The 15,591-nt window shown below is 72.5% G+C and carries 12 protein-coding genes and 1 pseudogene; 3 read left to right on the top strand and 10 right to left on the bottom strand.

The features are described from left to right. Nucleotides 1-51: 51 nt before the first annotated feature. A complete protein-coding gene (locus AB0I72_RS26020; RefSeq protein ID WP_358573190.1) occupies nt 52-1,341 on the top strand; it encodes an MFS transporter in 1,290 nt (429 codons plus the stop codon). 37 nt (nt 1,342-1,378) lie between these two features. Here the strand turns inward: AB0I72_RS26020 and AB0I72_RS26025 are convergent, their stop codons facing one another. The 4 genes from AB0I72_RS26025 to AB0I72_RS26040 form a co-directional block, all read right to left on the bottom strand. After that, complete coding sequence (locus AB0I72_RS26025) at nt 1,379-2,122, bottom strand: anti-sigma factor (RefSeq protein WP_358573192.1); 744 nt, start codon at nt 2,120-2,122, stop codon at nt 1,379-1,381. Further along, entirely contained in the window at nt 2,119-2,721 is a 603-nt protein-coding gene (locus tag AB0I72_RS26030; protein ID WP_358573194.1) for a sigma-70 family RNA polymerase sigma factor, read from the bottom strand. Before AB0I72_RS26030 ends, AB0I72_RS26025 begins: the two co-directional genes overlap by 4 nt. Nucleotides 2,722-2,805: 84 nt before the next feature. Beyond that, the gene (locus tag AB0I72_RS26035; protein WP_358573196.1) at nt 2,806-3,444 is read right to left on the bottom strand and encodes a fasciclin domain-containing protein; all 639 of its coding nucleotides are present in this window, start codon (nt 3,442-3,444) and stop codon (nt 2,806-2,808) included. Between the two features lie 63 nt (nt 3,445-3,507). Further along, complete coding sequence (locus tag AB0I72_RS26040) at nt 3,508-5,124, bottom strand: molybdopterin-dependent oxidoreductase (RefSeq protein WP_358573198.1); 1,617 nt, start codon at nt 5,122-5,124, stop codon at nt 3,508-3,510. 154 nt (nt 5,125-5,278) lie between these two features. On the opposite strand from AB0I72_RS26040, the gene AB0I72_RS26045 reads away from it, so the two are divergent. After that, nucleotides 5,279-6,874, top strand: a complete 1,596-nt coding sequence (locus AB0I72_RS26045; protein ID WP_358573199.1) for an OmpA family protein — start codon at nt 5,279-5,281, stop codon at nt 6,872-6,874. Between the two features lie 76 nt (nt 6,875-6,950). On the opposite strand, the gene AB0I72_RS26050 is transcribed toward AB0I72_RS26045, so the two are convergent. Beyond that, nucleotides 6,951-7,736 carry an SDR family NAD(P)-dependent oxidoreductase gene (locus AB0I72_RS26050; protein WP_358573200.1) on the bottom strand — a complete coding sequence of 262 codons (786 nt, stop codon included), beginning with the start codon at nt 7,734-7,736 and terminating at the stop codon, nt 6,951-6,953. 127 nt (nt 7,737-7,863) lie between these two features. Between AB0I72_RS26050 and AB0I72_RS26055 the strand changes: the two genes are divergently transcribed. Further along, nucleotides 7,864-8,553 (top strand): TetR family transcriptional regulator, encoded by a 690-nt coding sequence (locus AB0I72_RS26055; RefSeq protein ID WP_358573202.1) that lies wholly within the window; start codon nt 7,864-7,866, stop codon nt 8,551-8,553. On the opposite strand, the gene AB0I72_RS26060 is transcribed toward AB0I72_RS26055, so the two are convergent. The 5 genes and pseudogenes from AB0I72_RS26060 to AB0I72_RS26080 all read right to left on the bottom strand — a co-directional run. Continuing rightward, a complete protein-coding gene (locus AB0I72_RS26060) occupies nt 8,543-9,238 on the bottom strand; it encodes a hypothetical protein (protein ID WP_358573204.1) in 696 nt (231 codons plus the stop codon). The two genes, AB0I72_RS26055 and AB0I72_RS26060, sit on opposite strands and share 11 nt — an antisense overlap. 139 nt (nt 9,239-9,377) lie before the next feature. Beyond that, nucleotides 9,378-10,784, bottom strand: coding sequence for a dihydrolipoyl dehydrogenase (gene lpdA, locus AB0I72_RS26065; protein ID WP_358573206.1), 1,407 nt, complete (start codon nt 10,782-10,784; stop codon nt 9,378-9,380). Nucleotides 10,785-10,961: 177 nt separating this feature from the next. Then, entirely contained in the window at nt 10,962-11,813 is an 852-nt protein-coding gene (locus AB0I72_RS26070) for a VTT domain-containing protein (protein ID WP_358573208.1), read from the bottom strand. A gap of 1,555 nt (nt 11,814-13,368) precedes the next feature. Continuing rightward, nucleotides 13,369-14,544 (bottom strand): annotated as a pseudogene (locus AB0I72_RS26075) (hypothetical protein); the annotation flags it as partial. A 72-nt stretch (nt 14,545-14,616) separates the two neighbouring features. Then, nucleotides 14,617-15,591, bottom strand: a 975-nt coding sequence (locus AB0I72_RS26080; protein ID WP_358573210.1) for a winged helix DNA-binding domain-containing protein, incomplete at its 5' end; no start/stop codon positions are given.

Raw genomic sequence — 15,591 nt, forward strand, 5'->3', positions numbered from 1 at the left:
GCCCCCCGATCGGCCCCCCTGTCTGGCACCCGCGCCGTTCCACCGTTCCGGATGACCACCGAACGGTGGCGCCCGCCCGGCCGCCCCGGACGGGACCCGCCGGTGGACGGCACGGGGGGCTCCCGGGCGCTCCTGCGCAACCGCGACTTCCAGGCGCTCTGGACCAGCCGGTTCTTCGCCGGTCTGGGCAAGGAGAGCGGAGAGGTCGCCTACCCGCTCCTGGTCCTGGTCCTGGTCGGATCGGCCGCGCAGGCCGGTGCGATCGGGGCCGCGCAGGTGGCCACGGCGATGGTCGCGGCCGTCGTCGGCGGAGCCCTCGCCGACCGGGCCAACCGGCGCGCGGTGCTCCTCGTCTGCGACCTGGGGCGGCTGGCCCTCCTCGCCCTGTTCACGGCGCTGCTGTTCACCGGGCACGCGTCGATCCCGCTGGTCCTGGGCGTCGCCGTGTGCTCGGCGGCACTGACGGGGATCGCCAACCCCGTGGCCATGGCCGCGATCAAGCAGCTGGTCCCGGCCGCCCAGCTCGCGGACGCCGCCGCCCAGAACCAGATCCGCCTCTTCGGGACCACCGCGTTGGGCGCCCCGGTCGCGGGCTCGCTGTTCAACCTGGGCAGGGCGTTCCCGTTCGTCGCCGAGACGCTGACCTACCTGGCCTCGTCCGTCCTGCTGATGTCCGTCCGCCGCCCGATGCAGGCCGACCGGGGCGACGGCGGGGAGTGGACCCTGCGCGGCGCGGTGAGCGGCTTCGCGGTGCTGGCCCGCCACCCCATCCTGCGGCCGATGATGGCGTGGATCCTGGGGTTCAATCTGGTGTTCACCAAGACGGGCGCGTTCCTGGCCGTCATCGCGACCGCCGAGAGCCAGGGCGCCTCCCACCTCCAGATCGGCGTGACCGTCTCCCTGGCGGGGACGGGCGGACTGCTGGGGGCGCTGGTCGCGGGGCCGGTGGTCCGGTGGGTGCGCCCGTCCACGACCTTCCTGGTGGCGGCGTGGTCGGCGCCGGTGGGCGCGCTCGCACTGCTCGTGGCGCCCAACGTGGTCCTGCTCGGGGTGATCGTCGGGTGCGTGTTCGCCGTCGTCCCCTGCGCCAACGCCGTGTTCTACGGCTACGTGGCCGCCTCGGTGGGCGACGACCTCCAGGGGCGCGTCCTGGGGGCGGTCATGTTCCTGGCGATGCTTTCCCAGCCGGTGGGCATCCTCGGGATCGGGATCGTCTTCGACCGGGCCGGACCCGGCTGGGTCTTCCTGACGATGGCGTGCGTGTCCGGGGTGGCCGCGCTGTGCAGTCTGACCCCGGTGATGCGCGCCCTGCCCCATCCCGAGGAGGTGTCCGTGGCCTGACGGGGGAGCGCCCCGCCAGGCCACGGGTCGGCGGCGGTCAGCCCTCGAAGGTCATCGCCGCGATGGGTTCCGTGGTCGGCTGTTCGGAACCGCCCTCGGGTTCGATCGTGACGGCCACGCCCTCGGCGCCCTCCGCCGCGGCGTCGGCGACCACGGCATCCGCCACGCCCTCGGCGTCGACCGCCAGGAGACCGGCCGGAGTGACCGCCCCGTTCTCGTGGGTGATCCAGAGCTGGTAGTCCCGTCCCTCCAGGTCCTCCAGCCCCTGCGCGCCGAACACGATCCGCCCGCGCTCCTCGGAGTGGACGAGCGTCATCCTCACCCCGTCGTCGGGCTCGCCGGACGTGTACTCGGCGTCGGGCGCGGTGAGCACCGACGTGATGAGCTGTTCCCGTTCTCGCAGCTCCCGGACCTGGCCGACCTGGTCGACCACCACCGCTCCGAGCGCGAGCACCACGGCCAGGCAGGCGGCGAGCACGAGCCGCGTGCCCCAGCCCCACCGGCGGCGGAGGTCCGGTGCGGGCAGGCGCTCCGGGGGAGGCGCGAGCTGCCGTGTTCGGGCGATCTCCGCCATGACACGCTCGCGCAGCCCCTCGGGCGGGGACGCGGCCGCCGTCGCGCCGAGGAGGGCGGCGGTCTCGGAGAAGCCCCGGACCTCCTGCACGCAGGCGGCGCACCCCGAGAGGTGGTCCTCGAAGCGCGTGCGCTCGTCGTCCGGGAGGGCGTCGAGGGCGTAGGCGCCCGACAGGCGGTGCGGGTCCTGGCTCAGTGATCTCCTCACCACTCCACCCCCAGGCAGTCTCGAAGCCGGATCAGTCCGTCGCGCATGCGCGTCTTGACGGTGCCCAGCGGCGTGGTCAGGAGGCGGGCGACCTCCCGGTAGGTGTACCCGCCGTAGTAGGCCAGGCGGACGGACTGCCGCTGGAGGTCGGTGAGCGTGTCGAGGCACCGCCGGACGCGTTCGCGCTCCAGCCGGTCGCCGACCTCCTCCGCCACCTCGTCGAAGGGGCGGTGGGTCTCGCCCGCCGCGGCGCGGGCCTCCCGGTCGGAGGCCGCCTGTTCGGAACGGACGCGGTCGACGGCCCTGCGGTGGGCCAGTGTCATCACCCAGGCCCGGGCGCTGCCGCGGTTCTCGTCGAAGCGGCAGGCCGTCCGCCAGATCTCCACCAGGACCTCCTGGGCGACCTCCTCCGACTGCGCCGGATCGCGCAGGATCCGGCGCGCGAGTCCGTAGACGGAGGGGCTCACCAGTTCGTAGACCTCGTCGAAGGCCCCCTCGTCCCCGCGCGCCACACGCCGGAGCAGTCCGGCGAGTCTGGCGTTCGGCGGACCCTGGACCTCGACCTCCGTCGTGAGGGGCTCTCCGGCTTCCTCGTCCATGTGCTCACTTTCTCTGGCGGGCCCTCGGAAACGGGGTCCGGACGGTCCGGCCTCAGCGCACGGACCGCCCGGACGTCAGACCCCTCAGGGCATCAGCACCGTGTCGACGATGTACACCGTGGCGTTGGCGGTCTGGACGTCGCCGCACACGACCCGCGCGTCGCCGTTGACGGTGAAGTCCTCTCCGGAGCCCTCGGCGGTGACCTCTCCGCCCTGGAGCGAGGTGAACGCCCCGTTCTCCAGGTCGGCCGGGCTCTGCCTGCCCTCCACGACGTGGTAGGTCAGGACCTCGGTCAGCTGCTCCTGGTCGGCGAGGAGGGCGTTGAGGTCCTCCTCGGGGATCGCGGCGAAGGCCTCGTTCGTGGGCGCGAACACCGTGATGTCCTCCGCCGAGTTGAGGGTGTCGACGAGATCAGCCTCTCCCACCGCCGTGACCAGTGTGGACAGAACGGGATTGTTGGAGGCGGCGGTCGCGACCGGGTCCTGGGCCATGCCCTCGAAGCTGCCCGCGCCGTCCTCGGGCACCGCGGCGCACCCGGGCCCGAACGCCTCCGTCGCGGTCATGTCACCGGTCGTCTCCTCCCCGGTCTCCTGGGTCTCCTGAGTCTCCTCGGGCGACGCGGAGTCGGTGGTCTCCTCTCCGCCCGTGCCGCCGCAGGCGGTGAGCCCGAGGGCGAGGACGGCGGCGGACGCGGCGGTGGCGAGGGTGCTCTTGCGAATCATGGAACTCTCCTTCATCGTGTACAACTTCGGTGGCCGCGGGAGCGGCGGGGGGATGATGGTCTGTCACTCCGCCGTGAAGCGGATGCGGTGCCATCCGGTGGCGCCGTCGGGAATCGGTTCGGCCCTGGCCGAGGGCTGGGTGGCGCCGGTGGCGTCGGTCGCGCGGACCTCCACGTCGTGCGGCCCGGGTGCGACCGATGTCTCGGCGACCCACTGGACCCAGGTGTCGACGCCCGGGACACGGGCGAGTTCGGCCTCCCGCCACGTGCCGCCGTCGACACGGACCTCGACGGCGGCGACGCCCCGGTGCTGGGCCCAGGCCACCCCGGCCAGGACGACGTCGCCCGACGCCACCCGACCGAGTGGGGCGGGCACGTCCACCCGGGACATGGTCTTGACGGGCGCACGGACCCCCCATCCGCGTCGGGCCCAGTAGGCCCGTTCGTCGGCGAAGCGGGTCAGCTTGATCTCGGTGATCCACTTGGTGGCGCTGACGAAGCCGTACAGGCCGGGGACGACCATGCGGGCCGGGTATCCGTGCTCGGCGGGCAGCGGCTCGCCGCCCATGCCGACGGCGAGGAGGGCGTCGCGTCCGTCCATGACGACCTCGGTCGGGGTCCCGCAGGTCCAGCCGTCGGAGGACGTGCTGAGGATCTGGTCCGCGCCGGAGTGGACGCCCGCTCGCCTGAGGAGCGCGGCGAGCGGCGCGCCCAACCAGCGGGTGTTGCCGACCAGGTCGCCGCCGACCTGGTTGGACACGCAGGCGAGCGTGATGTCGGCCTCCTCCAGCGGAAGGGCGAGGAGTTCGTCCAGGTCGACCTCGAACGGGCGGTCGACCATCCCGTGGATTCTCAGGGTCCACCGCGACGGGTCCGGCCGGGGCACGGTGAGCGCGGTGTCGATCCGGTAGAAGTCGGCGTTGGGCGTGGTGAAGGGGGTGAGTCCGGGGACGCCCAGGTCGACCCCGGCGGGCAGCGGAGGCGGGGCCGTGGCGGGTTCGGGCAGGGTCAGGGCCGAACCCGCGGAGGCTCCCCCCAGTGCCCGGGGGAGCCAGTGACCGACGACGCCGGCGGCGGCGGACGCCCCCAGGACCCCGGTGGCGGTCAGGACGAATCCGCGCCTTCCCGGGGCCCGTGCGGTTTCGGGCGCCTCCCTCCGCGCCGCCGCCCGCGCCGTCGTCTTCCCCTCCTCCCCGGAGCGGAGGTATCGGTGGGCGCTCCTGAGCAGGAGCACCAGCACCAGGGCTCCCGACACCGCGCCGACGAGGACCGGGACCACGGCTCCCGGGTCGTCGGCGCGGCGCAGGAGGACGGCGGCCGCACCCGCCGTCGCCAGGATCGCCAGTCCGAGGTGCCCGAGGACCGGACGCCGGAGCGCCCCGATCCCCAGCACGGCGCCGGACACGGCGAGCACGACCACGATCCCCGCGAGCAGCACGGGCTTGTCGGCCGTGCCGAGGATCGAGATCGCCAGTTCCATCAGTGCCGAGGGGCTGTTGTCGACGAGCGCGTCGCCGACGACGACCACCGGGGACGCGGTCCCCAGGACACCGGCGGCCAGTCCGGCCGCGCCGAGGGCGGCCCCGGCGGTGAGCAGGCCGACGGCGACGCCGACGACGGTCTGGCGTCGGCGGCTGTGCGGTGCGGTGGCTCCCCGCGTCTCGGTGGTCACGTGGGGCATTCGGGACCCGGGGCGGGGGCGGATTGGTCGGCGGGGAGAATTCCTCGCCGGAGGCCGCGGAGCCGTCTCGTGGCGGGGGCGGGTGGTCGGTACGGGTGCCCGACTGGTGGAGGATGTTGCCGGTACGTCCCCTCAACGATCGGAGTTCCCCCACATGGCGCGGAAGACGACCGTGACCGCGGTCGCGCTGACCGTATCGGGAGCCCTGCTGCTCAGCGGCTGTACGGCCACGGCGGACTGGTGGTCCGCGACCTTCGGCGGGGCGTCGGGCCCGCCCGAGGTCCGGGAGGAGTTCCCCTACGTCCGCGAGGGCCGGATCTTCCAGGACACGGGTCAGGACAACGAGATGACCTTCTCGGTCACGGGCCTGGAGCGCACCGACGACTACACGGTCATGTACTACGAGGTGACCTACTCGGACGAGTTCTCGGGCCCCAACCGGAACCTGAGCATGGCGCACACCCTGATCGACCCCCTCACCGGCCGGGTCTACCGCCAGTTCCTCGACGAGGACGGTCTCAAGTACGGGTCGGAGAGCCCGGGCGAGGACGGCCTGTACCCGGTGCACGACGGTGTCACCAACGAGTACGTCCGCTACTACCCGCGCCTGCCCGACGAGGTCGAGCAGGTGACCTTCCTCGGCAGCGGGCTGGGCGCGATGACCGGGATCCCGGTCCAGGACGTGGACGAGGAGCGACCGGACCCCGAGGCCCCGAACGGCGCCGACCACCTCACCCTGGACGACCCCCCGCCGCGCGGTGAGAACCTCACCTTCGCCAACCGCCGCCCCGACGAGGACGCCGTGGCCGACGAGGGGTGGGTACAGAGCTTCGTCGACTCCGAGGTCGCCTCCACCACCCGTGACGGCGACCGCGAGATCATCTCGCTGCACTCGGACGTGATGTTCGCGTTCGACAGCTCGGACCTGACCGAGGAGGCCGAGGAGGTGGTCCGGCGCGCGGCCACCACCCTGACCGCCAACGTCGACCCCGACGACCCCACCATCACGGTCGTCGGCCACACCGACGGCATCGGCAGCGCCTCCTACAACGACGCCCTGTCCGTCGACCGCGCCGAGACCGTCCGCGACCTGCTCGCGGAGGAGATCGGCTCCGGGTACACCCTGGAGGTCGAGGGGCGCGGCATGAACGAGCCGATCGCGCGCGAGGGCGGCCCGGACGACGAGCAGGCCCGCGCCCGCAACCGCCGCGTCGAGTTCTCCTACGTCTACGACACCGCGTCGGAGGTCTCGGAGGAGGAGGACTACGACGACGACGCCATCGGCGCCGCCCAGCGCAACGTCACCTGGCCCGCCCCGTACACCGACGACCCGGGTTCGGTGGTGGCCAGCGGTGAGCTGGACGGTGTCCGCATGGACGTCTACCCGCTGCGCCGCGACGGCGCGTACGTGATCGGGACGTTCTCGCTGACCAACACCGAGGACGAGCCGCGGATCCCGGACCTGGGCGGCACGGAGGCGATCATGGCCGGCGGCCCGGAACAGTTCAACAGGGGCACGCTCGGCGGGTTCCAGCTGCTGGAGCCGGAGAGCGGTCTGGTGCGGTACGTGGCGCAGATGGACTTCGGCGAGGGCCGCCACAGCAGCTTCGCCGAGGAGGTGCACATGCTCCAGCCGGGCAACACCTACGACCTGGTGGCGGTGTTCCCGGCCCCCGCGGCGGACGTGGAGCGGCTGACGCTGCGCGCCGGGCCGTTCGGTGAGTTCGAGGAGGTCCCGGTCGAGTTCTGACCGGTCCCCGCGGGTGACGCGGGAAGGGGGCGCGGCCGCGGCGTGCGGTCGCGCCCCCTCGTGTGTGCGGGGCGGGTCAGAAGTGCGTGCCGCCGTCGACGCGGATCTCGGTGCCGGTGACGAACGCGCCGTCCTCGCAGGCGAGCATGGCGACGACCGAGGCGACGGTCTCCGGGGCCGCGAACCCGCCGCCGAGGGCGGGGCTCAGCTTGGCGAACAGGCCCATGTCGGCGTCCTCGGGCAGGCCCGGTCCCACGCTCTGCCGGCTCGCGCCGCTGCCGTCGGTCATACCGCTGGAGATCGAACCCGGCTGGACCGCGGTGAACCGGATGCCGTCCTTGGCGTACTCGCTGGCGAGGGCGTGGGTCATGGACTGGACGCCGCCCTTGCTGGCGGCGTAGGCGGCCATGTACGGGTGGGCGAAGGCGGCCGACGTCGAGCTGAAGTTGACCACGGCCGGGCTTCGACCCTCGCGCAGGTGCGGGACGGCCTCGCGGATGACGAGGAAGGTGCCGACGAGGTTCACCTGGAGGATCCGGGTGAAGTCGGCCGCGCTGGTCGTCTCGGTGCGCGAGGAGCGCAGGATCCCGGCGGCGTTGACGAGAGCGTCCAGTCCGCCGAGACGCGCGGTCGCCGACCGGACGGCGGCGCGGACGGACACCTCGTCGGCGATGTCGACGATCACCGTGCCGAGGCGGTCGGCGGCCTCGCCCGCCCTGCCCAGGGTGTCCTTCAGCCCGGCCTCGCTCACGTCGGCGGCGACGACGTGTCCGCCCTCGGACAGCACACGCAGCGCCGTGGCCTGGCCGATCCCGGATCCGGCGCCCGTGACGAGTACGCGGCGCCCTGTGTAGCGGTCCATGTTCTGCTCCCGACTCTCGTGGCCGTCGGCGGTCGGCGGCCGTGCTCCTCCCTGCACTGTATGCCTGAATGGCACATCGTGTCACTTGGGCGTACATGGACATGGCCTCGGGGCTATGCTTCTCCCGATGAGCTCCGCACCGCAGTCCACGACGCCCACCGTCCCGCTCCACGAGCGGCGCCGACGCGCCACGCGCCTGGAGATCGCCCGCGCGGCGGCCGCGCTGTTCGCGCGCGACGGAGTCGACCAGACCACCGCCGAGGACATCGCGCGGGCGTCGGGGGTGGCGCTGCGCACCTTCTACCGCTACTTCCGCACCAAGCAGGACGCCGTGGCTCCGCTGCTGCTCGCGGGGGCCGACCGCTGGCGTGCGCGGTTGGCCGAGCTGCTGGACGCGTTGACGGGCGGGGGGACGGCCGGGGAGCACGCTCGGAGCGCTCCGGCGCACGACCTGGTCGAGGCGCTGGCGGTGTCCGTCGCGGAGACGATGGCGGAGGGGGACGACGGCGGGCCCGAGGGGTTGGAGTGGACGCGCTCCCTCCTGCGCGCGGCCGAGAGCGACGAGGCGCTGCGCGACGTCTGGTACCGGGTCAACCGTCAGTCGGAGGAGCGCCTGGCGGAGGTGCTGGAGGGGTGGCCGGGGTTCGGCGACGATCCGGTCGCCCACCGGTTGGCCGCGGCCGCGGCCACCGACGCGGTGCGACTCTCCATCGAACGGTGGGCGGCCACGGACGCGCCCCCGGAGGGGGACGACGGCCCGGCCGCCCTCGTCGACCGCTGCCTGCGGATGCTGGCGGCGGGGGTGTTCAGTTCCTGATCCGCTCGGCGGCCGCCATGACGACCCGCTCCAGGTCCTCGCGCGGGACCTCGCCGAACGTGGAGATCGCGGTCACGTGCAGTTCACCGGGGAGCGCCAGGTAGAGGTGGCGGCTGGAGCCGTCGACCGTCCCCACGTACTCCAGGTCGCCGCCCAGACTGTCGGACTCGTCGGTGCGGTAGGTGTCCACGTCGACGTCGACGTCCACCTCCCAGTTCATCCGCTCCTCGGCGCCGGGCGCCTGGACCACGTCGGGGTTGGCGCTCGGGTCGGCGCCCAGGGTGAACACCACGGTGAGGGCGGGGCCGCCGGGCTCGGCGCCGCCGTCGCTGTACGAACACACCACCTGCTCGGCGCCGTCGATCCCCTCGACCGCGCCGATCTCCTCGGTCAGGACCGGGCCCGGGGCCAGGTCGCCGACGACCTCGGCCACGCCCGCGGCCGCGCACGACTCGGGCAGAGCGTAGCCGGACGCGTCCCGGCCCTCCTCGGCCCCGTCGCTCGGTTCGGCGCTCGGGACGGCGTCGGCCATCCAGTCCAGCGGGTTCTCCACGTCGCCGCCGGACAGGCTCAGGTCCAGGTCGAGGTCGATCACGCCGAAGCCGACGAGGACGGCTCCGCCGACCACGACGGTGACGACGGCCGTGCCCAGGCACGACAGGGGGGTGGAGGGGATCAGGCGCATGGGTGGCTTTCGGATCGGGGAGCGCCGGGCGGTGGGAGGAGGCTCCGGCGGGGGTCACAGGGAAACTTAGCAAGTTCCCCGGGCGCCCCGCCGACGTGGCCGAGCCCGCGTTCCCACCGCCCCGCGCGTCGCGGTCCGGTCAGAGGTTGATCATGTGCCCGGCCAGGCCGTGCACGGCCTCCTTGACCGCCTCGCTGAGCGTCGGGTGCGCGTGGATGTTGCGGGACACCTCGTGCACCGTCAGGTCCCACTGCTGGGCCAGGGTCAGCTCGGGCAGCAGCTCGGTGACGTCCGGGCCGATCATGTGGGCACCGAGGAACTCGCCGTACTCGCCGTCGGAGATGATCTTGACGAAGCCGCGGGTCTCGCCCAGGCCGTGCGCCTTGCCGTTGGCCATGAACGGGAACTTGGCGACCTGGACGTCGTACCCGGCCTCCCGCGCCTCCTGCTCGCTGTAGCCGAAGCTGGCGATCTGCGGCTGGCAGTAGGTGGCGCGCGGGATGAAGCGGTAGTCGATCTCCTGCGTCTCGGCTTCGGCGATGGTCTCCACCGCGACGATGCCCATGGCCTCGGCGGTGTGCGCGAGCATGAGCTTGGCCGTGACGTCGCCGATCGCGAAGATGTGCGGGACGCTGGTGCGGCCGCGGGAGTCGATGTCGATCGCGCCGCGTTCGGTCAGCTGGACGCCGGTGTTCTCCAGGCCGTAGCCCTCGACGTTCGGCGCGAAGCCGATCGCCTGGAGCAGTCGGTCGGCCTCCAGGGTCTGCTGCTGGCCGTCGGTCGTGCTGACGGTGACGCGGACGTTCTTGCCGGTGTCGTCGACCGCCTCCACACGGGTGGAGGTCATGACCTTCACGCCGAGCTTCTTGTACGCGCGGGCCAGCTCCTTGGAGACCTCCTCGTCCTCCAGCGGGACCATGCGGTCGAGGAACTCCACGATGGTGACGTCGACGCCGTAGTTGGCGAGGACGTAGGCGAACTCGACGCCGATGGCGCCCGCGCCCGCGATGATGATGCTCTCGGGGAGGGTGCCGTCGAGGATCTGCTCCTCGTAGGTGACGACCCGCTCGGAGAGCTCGGTGCCGGGGATGAGCCTGGTGGAGGACCCGGCGGCGATCACCGCGTGGTCGAACGTGACGGTCTCGGCGGAGCCGTCCTCACCGCGCACCTCGACGGTCGTGGCGTCGAGGAACGTGCCGCGCCCGTTGAGCTCGGTGATGCCGTTCTTCTTCATGAGGAAGTGGACGCCCTTGACGCGGCCCTCGGCCACCTCGCGGCTGCGGCTGTGGGCCTTGCCGAAGTCGAACTCCACCGTGCCGTCCACCTTGATGCCGAACTGGTCGGCCTCGGTGCGGAACAGGTGGGCCAGCTCGGCGTTGCGCAGGAGCGCTTTGGAGGGGATGCAGCCCACGTTCAGGCAGACACCGCCCCAGTACTTCTCCTCGATGACGGCCGTGTTCAGCCCGAGCTGGGCCGCGCGGATCGCCGCGACGTAGCCGCCCGGACCAGCGCCGAGGACCACCAGATCGAAGTGTCGCTGTCCCATGACGGGATCTCTCCTTGAGTGTGCTCGTGACGCACCCAGGCAGTCGGCAGGCCCGGGGTGTCGGATTGCCGAACGCCAGCCTAGCCGTGCGGCCCCGGATCATGGGTGACCAGGTGGACCGACGTGCGCCCCCCCTGCCTCGACGAGGCGGTGCGGATCCGCGGGACAGAGGTGGGGTCAGCCGGTCTTCGCGGCGGCCGCGGCCTTGCGCTTGGCCTTCTCCGCGCGCTGCTGCTTGACCACCGGCCAGAAGGCCATCGCGAAGATGATCGCGAGGGTGAGCCACAGGGCGTAGCGGTCGACGAGGAGGACGATGTCGACCCCGGCCTGCCCGGTCGAGTAGCCGACCGCCGCCACGACACCGGTGAGCAGGAGGGCGCCGAGGGCGTCGAAGAGGAAGAAGGTCCGCAGGCGCATGCCGGTCCAGCCCGCGGTGACGTGGATCAGGGCGGCCGGGATGCCCGGCAGGTAGGAGAGCGTGAGCGCGATCCGGATGATCCACGGGTTGAGGTCGTGGGCCTTGTCGGCGAACTTCTGGGCCCGCTCGCCCTGCGCGATGAGGTTGATGAAGCCGCGTCCCCAGCGTCTGCCGAGCCACCAGAACAGCCAGTCGACCTTGACCTTGCCGAAGACGCCCGCGACCAGGACGAGCCAGAGGGGGATCTGCCCGAGCGAGGAATAGGCCGCGGCGGCGCCGACGGCGGCGTTGCTGCCGGTGAGGAAGGCCAGCCCGATCGGGTGGTCGGCGATGAGGAGCGGCTTGACCGGGGTCAGGGCGAGGAAGAAGGCCGGGATGCCGATGGCGCAGGCGAGCAGCGCCTTGTCCTGCCGGGTCGCCTCGCCCTTCCAGGGCTTCATCGCGCGGAGGGCCTCCCGGGCCTCCTCCTCGCGTCTGGCCTTGGCCGCGGCCTTCGGATCGACGGGGGCGTCGTCGGTCGCGGTGGTGTCGTCGGGCCGTTCGGTCACGGACGTGCCGTCGATCGGGTCGCCGTCGTGCACGGTCGGGTCGGTGTTCCTCTGCATCGCCATGGTTCCCAGCATGTCGTGATGGACCCGTCGGTCGTAGTCGCACGCGTCACCGTGTCGGGATGAGAGACGCGGCGCGCGCGACATGACGGTTGTCATATCCGGGCGCACGCCGGTACGCGGCGTTCACCAGGGGTTATCTGGGGTCGCGGTCGGTTCCGGGGCCCGGAGGCAGGGGCCACCGCCACGACGGGGCCCACTGGTGGCTCTGGGAGACGTCCGGGGGCATCGGCGGGAGCAGGTGCGCGCCGGGCGGTCGGCCGTCCCCGGAGGACAGCGGTTCGGCTGCCCACGGGTGGGGGTCGGGTAGGTCGGGTGCGGGGGACGCGATCCCACTGAGCTCACCGGCCTCTTCCGGCGCCCCAGTACCACGGGTCCCGTCAGGCTGACCGGTCCGTGTGGACTCATCAGTCGCGCTGGCTCCGGGAAGCCCGCTGGGCGCTCGGAACGCACCGGGGTCTCCGGCTCCACCGGCCTCCGGGGCCCCGTGAGGCGCTCGGAAGCCGTCGGACCCGTCGGTCGCCGAGGGTACGCCTGACCCACGTGCCTCGCGTGTTTCGGGGGCCGCGTGGGGCGCTTGGAACTCGTTGGGCTCTGGGGCTTCGTTGGTCGCCCAGGGCATGTCTGACCCATCGGTCTCGCTGAACCCACTGGATCCGCTGGTCGCCCAGGGTTCCTGGGCTTCGTGCGTCGCTCCTGGCTCCTGGGGATCTCTGGTCGCGCCAGGCGCTCGGAACCCGTCAGACTCTGCGGCTCCGCTGGTTGCCCAGAGCAGGTGAGACCCACCGGTCTCGCCGATACCGTTGGATTCATTGGCATCGCGTGTTTCGGGCGTCACGTGGGGCGCTTGGAACTCGTCAGACTCTGGGGCTTCGTTGGTCGCCCAGGGCATGTCTGACCCACCGGTCTCGCCGAACCCACTGGACCCGCCGGTCGCCCAGGGTTCCTGGGCTTCGTGTGCCGCTCCTGGTTCTTGGGCATCTCTGGTCGCACGAGGCGCTCGGAACCCGTCAGGCTCTGGGGCTCCGCTGGTTGCCCAGGGCATGTCTGACCCGCTGGCCTCGTTGAGCCCATTGGACCCGCTGGTCGCCCAGGGTTCCTGGGCTTCGTGCGTCGCTCCTGGTTCTTGGGCATCTCTGGTCGCACGAGACGCTCGGAACCCGTCGGGCTCTGGGGCTCCGCTGGTTGCCCAGAGCAGGTGAGACCCATCGGCCTCGCCGATACCGTTGGATTCATTGGCATCGCGTGTTTCGGGCGTCACGTGGGGCACTCGGAACCCGTCAGACTCTGCGGCTCCGTTGGTCGCCCAGGGCATGTCTGACCCACCGGTCTCGCTGAACCCACTGGACCCGCCGGTCACCCAGGACTCCTGGGGTCCGCTCTGTTCTGCGGCCCCATCCGTCGCCCAGGGCTCCTGGGGCCCGCTCTGCTCTGTGGCGCCATCGCTCGCCCAGATGGCGTCAGCCTCTCCGGGCGCGTCAAGCCTCCTGGGCTCACGGAACCCGTCAGCGTCCTCGAACCCACCGCTCGCCTGAGCCTCGTCGTCCGGTCCGGTGGACAGCGCGTCGAACGACGCCGACAGCGGGCCCGAATCCACCTCCGCGAAGTGCGCCGCGACCCCGAAGTGGCGGGGCGCGCGCTGCGAACCGGTGTCGTCGTGCTCGATCGGCGGCGCCAGCGGGTGGCGCACCGAACCCGCCGTGTGCATCCGCGACCACCACGTGGTGGCCTCGTCCGGGTGCAGCTCCTCCAGGACCTCCAACGCCCCGGGGATGTGCGGGTGGCGGCGTCCCGCCCGCCACGAGTGCGCGAGTGACTGCGGCTCCAGGACCAGCACCCGCTCACCGTCGACCAGGGGGATGTCCCCGGGAAGGGCCTCGTTCCCGACCCACGTTCCGTCGCCGCCGACGAGATCCCACTCGCCGCGCACGACGTCCGCCAGCGGGTCGACGGGCGAGTTCCGGGCCGCGGCGCTCCACCGGGGGTCGGGGCGCGTCCCCGGAATCCCACGCCCCTCCTTGCCGATCAGCGTGTCCGCCAGCAGCGTGTGCAGCTGGAAGTTGTCGCCCATTCCGTCGAACCGCACCCGGAACCCGCGCCACGACGCCCGGTCGAGGACCAGCACCCGGCTCACCTCGGCCATCCGCAGCAGCTCACGGACCTCGCCGAACTCGCTGAGCTGCGTGGACAGCGCCCGCACGATCTGGCTGAGGCCCTCCAGCGCGCTGGCGTCCCCGCGCACGGCCGCGCGCACACCGGAGTCGCCCAGCATGGCCTTGGCGGCGAGCCCGTACCGCTGGGACGTCCACCAACCGACCGTGGCCAGCGGCGCGTTGTCCCCGAGGACCTCCTCGACCCGCTTCTCCTCGGTCTCCGACACGGCGTGCGGCGCGGGCGGCACCCCGCCACCGGTCTTGTCCCACGCGTGCATGAACGCCACGGCCGCCTGGCCGTAACTCCCCAGCTGGCGCAGCACCTCAAGCCCGACCTGACCCGCCGGGGCACCCGACTCGACCAGTGCCCCGGCCAGGACGGCCAGGTCGGCGGCCACGCCCGCGACGGACTCGCACTCGGCGAGAACCGGTGCGAGCGCCTCCATGGCGGTGGCGAGTTCGTCCTTGGACACCTGGGAGGACAGCCGGAACACGTCGTGCACGGCGGTGGGGAACTCGGGTGCCTGGCTTGCGGCGGTGTCGAGGACGCGTTGGAACGCGGCGCGGAACTCTTCAGTCACCCGAGAATCCTTCCATATCCGCCCGTGTCTCCCGTGGTCCGGACAGGTGTGGACATTTCGCCGCAGTATGGGTCACACGGAGTCGATGACGCGAATCGCGTGCTCGTCGCGGTCCGGCGCCAGGAATCGCAGCAGCCGCAACCCCTCGGCGACCACATCGTCGGTGACCGTCGGGTTCAGCCGCGTGAACGGCGTGACCTCGACCGTCGCCGAACCGCGTGCCCGGACCACCTTCCACGCGGCGCGGACCTCACCGTCGACGAGGACCGTGGCGGGAGGCATCCCGTTGCGCGAGGCGATCCGCCGGAGACCGTCGGCGGAGATGACCCGACTCCGGTCGGCGTGCCCCCGCAGCAGGTTGTCGAAGTCGTACAGGTAGCGCACCGGGGCGGGAGTGTCGGGGTCGGGACGCGGGGCGTCGGGCAGGTCGAACAGCTCGGCGCCGTCCTCGCCGCGCAGCACGACCAGCTGCTCGCGGAGGCGGTCGACGACCTCGCGCAGCCGCGTCAGCCCGGACCAGGCCTGCACGTCCTTCACCGTCGCCGGACCGAACGCGGCCAGGTAGCGCAGGACGAGCGCTTCGGGGTCGGGCCGAGTGTCCAGCGCCAGCCCGGTCCACGTGTCGGCCGGGGCGAGCGCGGGCGGCCCGGACGCCCCCCACACCCCACGTGGCGGGATCTGCACCACGGGCATGAGGCAGCGGACCACGTAGGCGAGGTCGTTGCCGGGCACGTCCGGCCACCGCTCGACGAGCCGGGCGCCGAGGTCGGTGGGGGTGAGCGGCCGCTCCTCCAGGAGCGCGCGTCCGGCGGCCAGGACCGCGTCGAGGTCGAGGTCGCGCGTGGTCCGACCGTGGCTGCTGTGGGTCAGATCCTGGGTGATGGCCGGTTGCACGGTGGCCCGCAGCCGGGCGAAATCCCGCCCGGTCACCAGGTGGAGCGTCGAGCGCATGAGGGTGGCGCGGACGAGTTCCCCGTCGGTGAGCAGCCGCCCGACCGCGTGCGGATCGAGCCCCTCGATCCGGCTCTGGAGACCGACGTACCAGGT

The sequence above is a fragment of the Nocardiopsis sp. NPDC049922 genome (assembly GCF_040660275.1).
Classification (GTDB): Bacteria; Actinomycetota; Actinomycetes; order Streptosporangiales; family Streptosporangiaceae; genus Nocardiopsis.

What these genes read in the sequence shown, in the direction of transcription:
- AB0I72_RS26020 (WP_358573190.1), top strand. Translation starts at nt 52, where the DNA reads ATGACCACCGAACGGTGGCGCCCGCCCGGCCGCCCCGGACGGGACCCG.
- AB0I72_RS26030 (WP_358573194.1), bottom strand. Translation starts at nt 2,721, where the DNA reads ATGGACGAGGAAGCCGGAGAGCCCCTCACGACGGAGGTCGAGGTCCAG.
- AB0I72_RS26035 (WP_358573196.1), bottom strand. Translation starts at nt 3,444, where the DNA reads ATGATTCGCAAGAGCACCCTCGCCACCGCCGCGTCCGCCGCCGTCCTC.
- AB0I72_RS26040 (WP_358573198.1), bottom strand. Translation starts at nt 5,124, where the DNA reads ATGCCCCACGTGACCACCGAGACGCGGGGAGCCACCGCACCGCACAGC.
- AB0I72_RS26045 (WP_358573199.1), top strand. Translation starts at nt 5,279, where the DNA reads ATGGCGCGGAAGACGACCGTGACCGCGGTCGCGCTGACCGTATCGGGA.
- AB0I72_RS26050 (WP_358573200.1), bottom strand. Translation starts at nt 7,736, where the DNA reads ATGGACCGCTACACAGGGCGCCGCGTACTCGTCACGGGCGCCGGATCC.
- AB0I72_RS26055 (WP_358573202.1), top strand. Translation starts at nt 7,864, where the DNA reads ATGAGCTCCGCACCGCAGTCCACGACGCCCACCGTCCCGCTCCACGAG.
- AB0I72_RS26060 (WP_358573204.1), bottom strand. Translation starts at nt 9,238, where the DNA reads ATGCGCCTGATCCCCTCCACCCCCCTGTCGTGCCTGGGCACGGCCGTC.
- lpdA (WP_358573206.1), bottom strand. Translation starts at nt 10,784, where the DNA reads ATGGGACAGCGACACTTCGATCTGGTGGTCCTCGGCGCTGGTCCGGGC.
- AB0I72_RS26070 (WP_358573208.1), bottom strand. Translation starts at nt 11,813, where the DNA reads ATGGCGATGCAGAGGAACACCGACCCGACCGTGCACGACGGCGACCCG.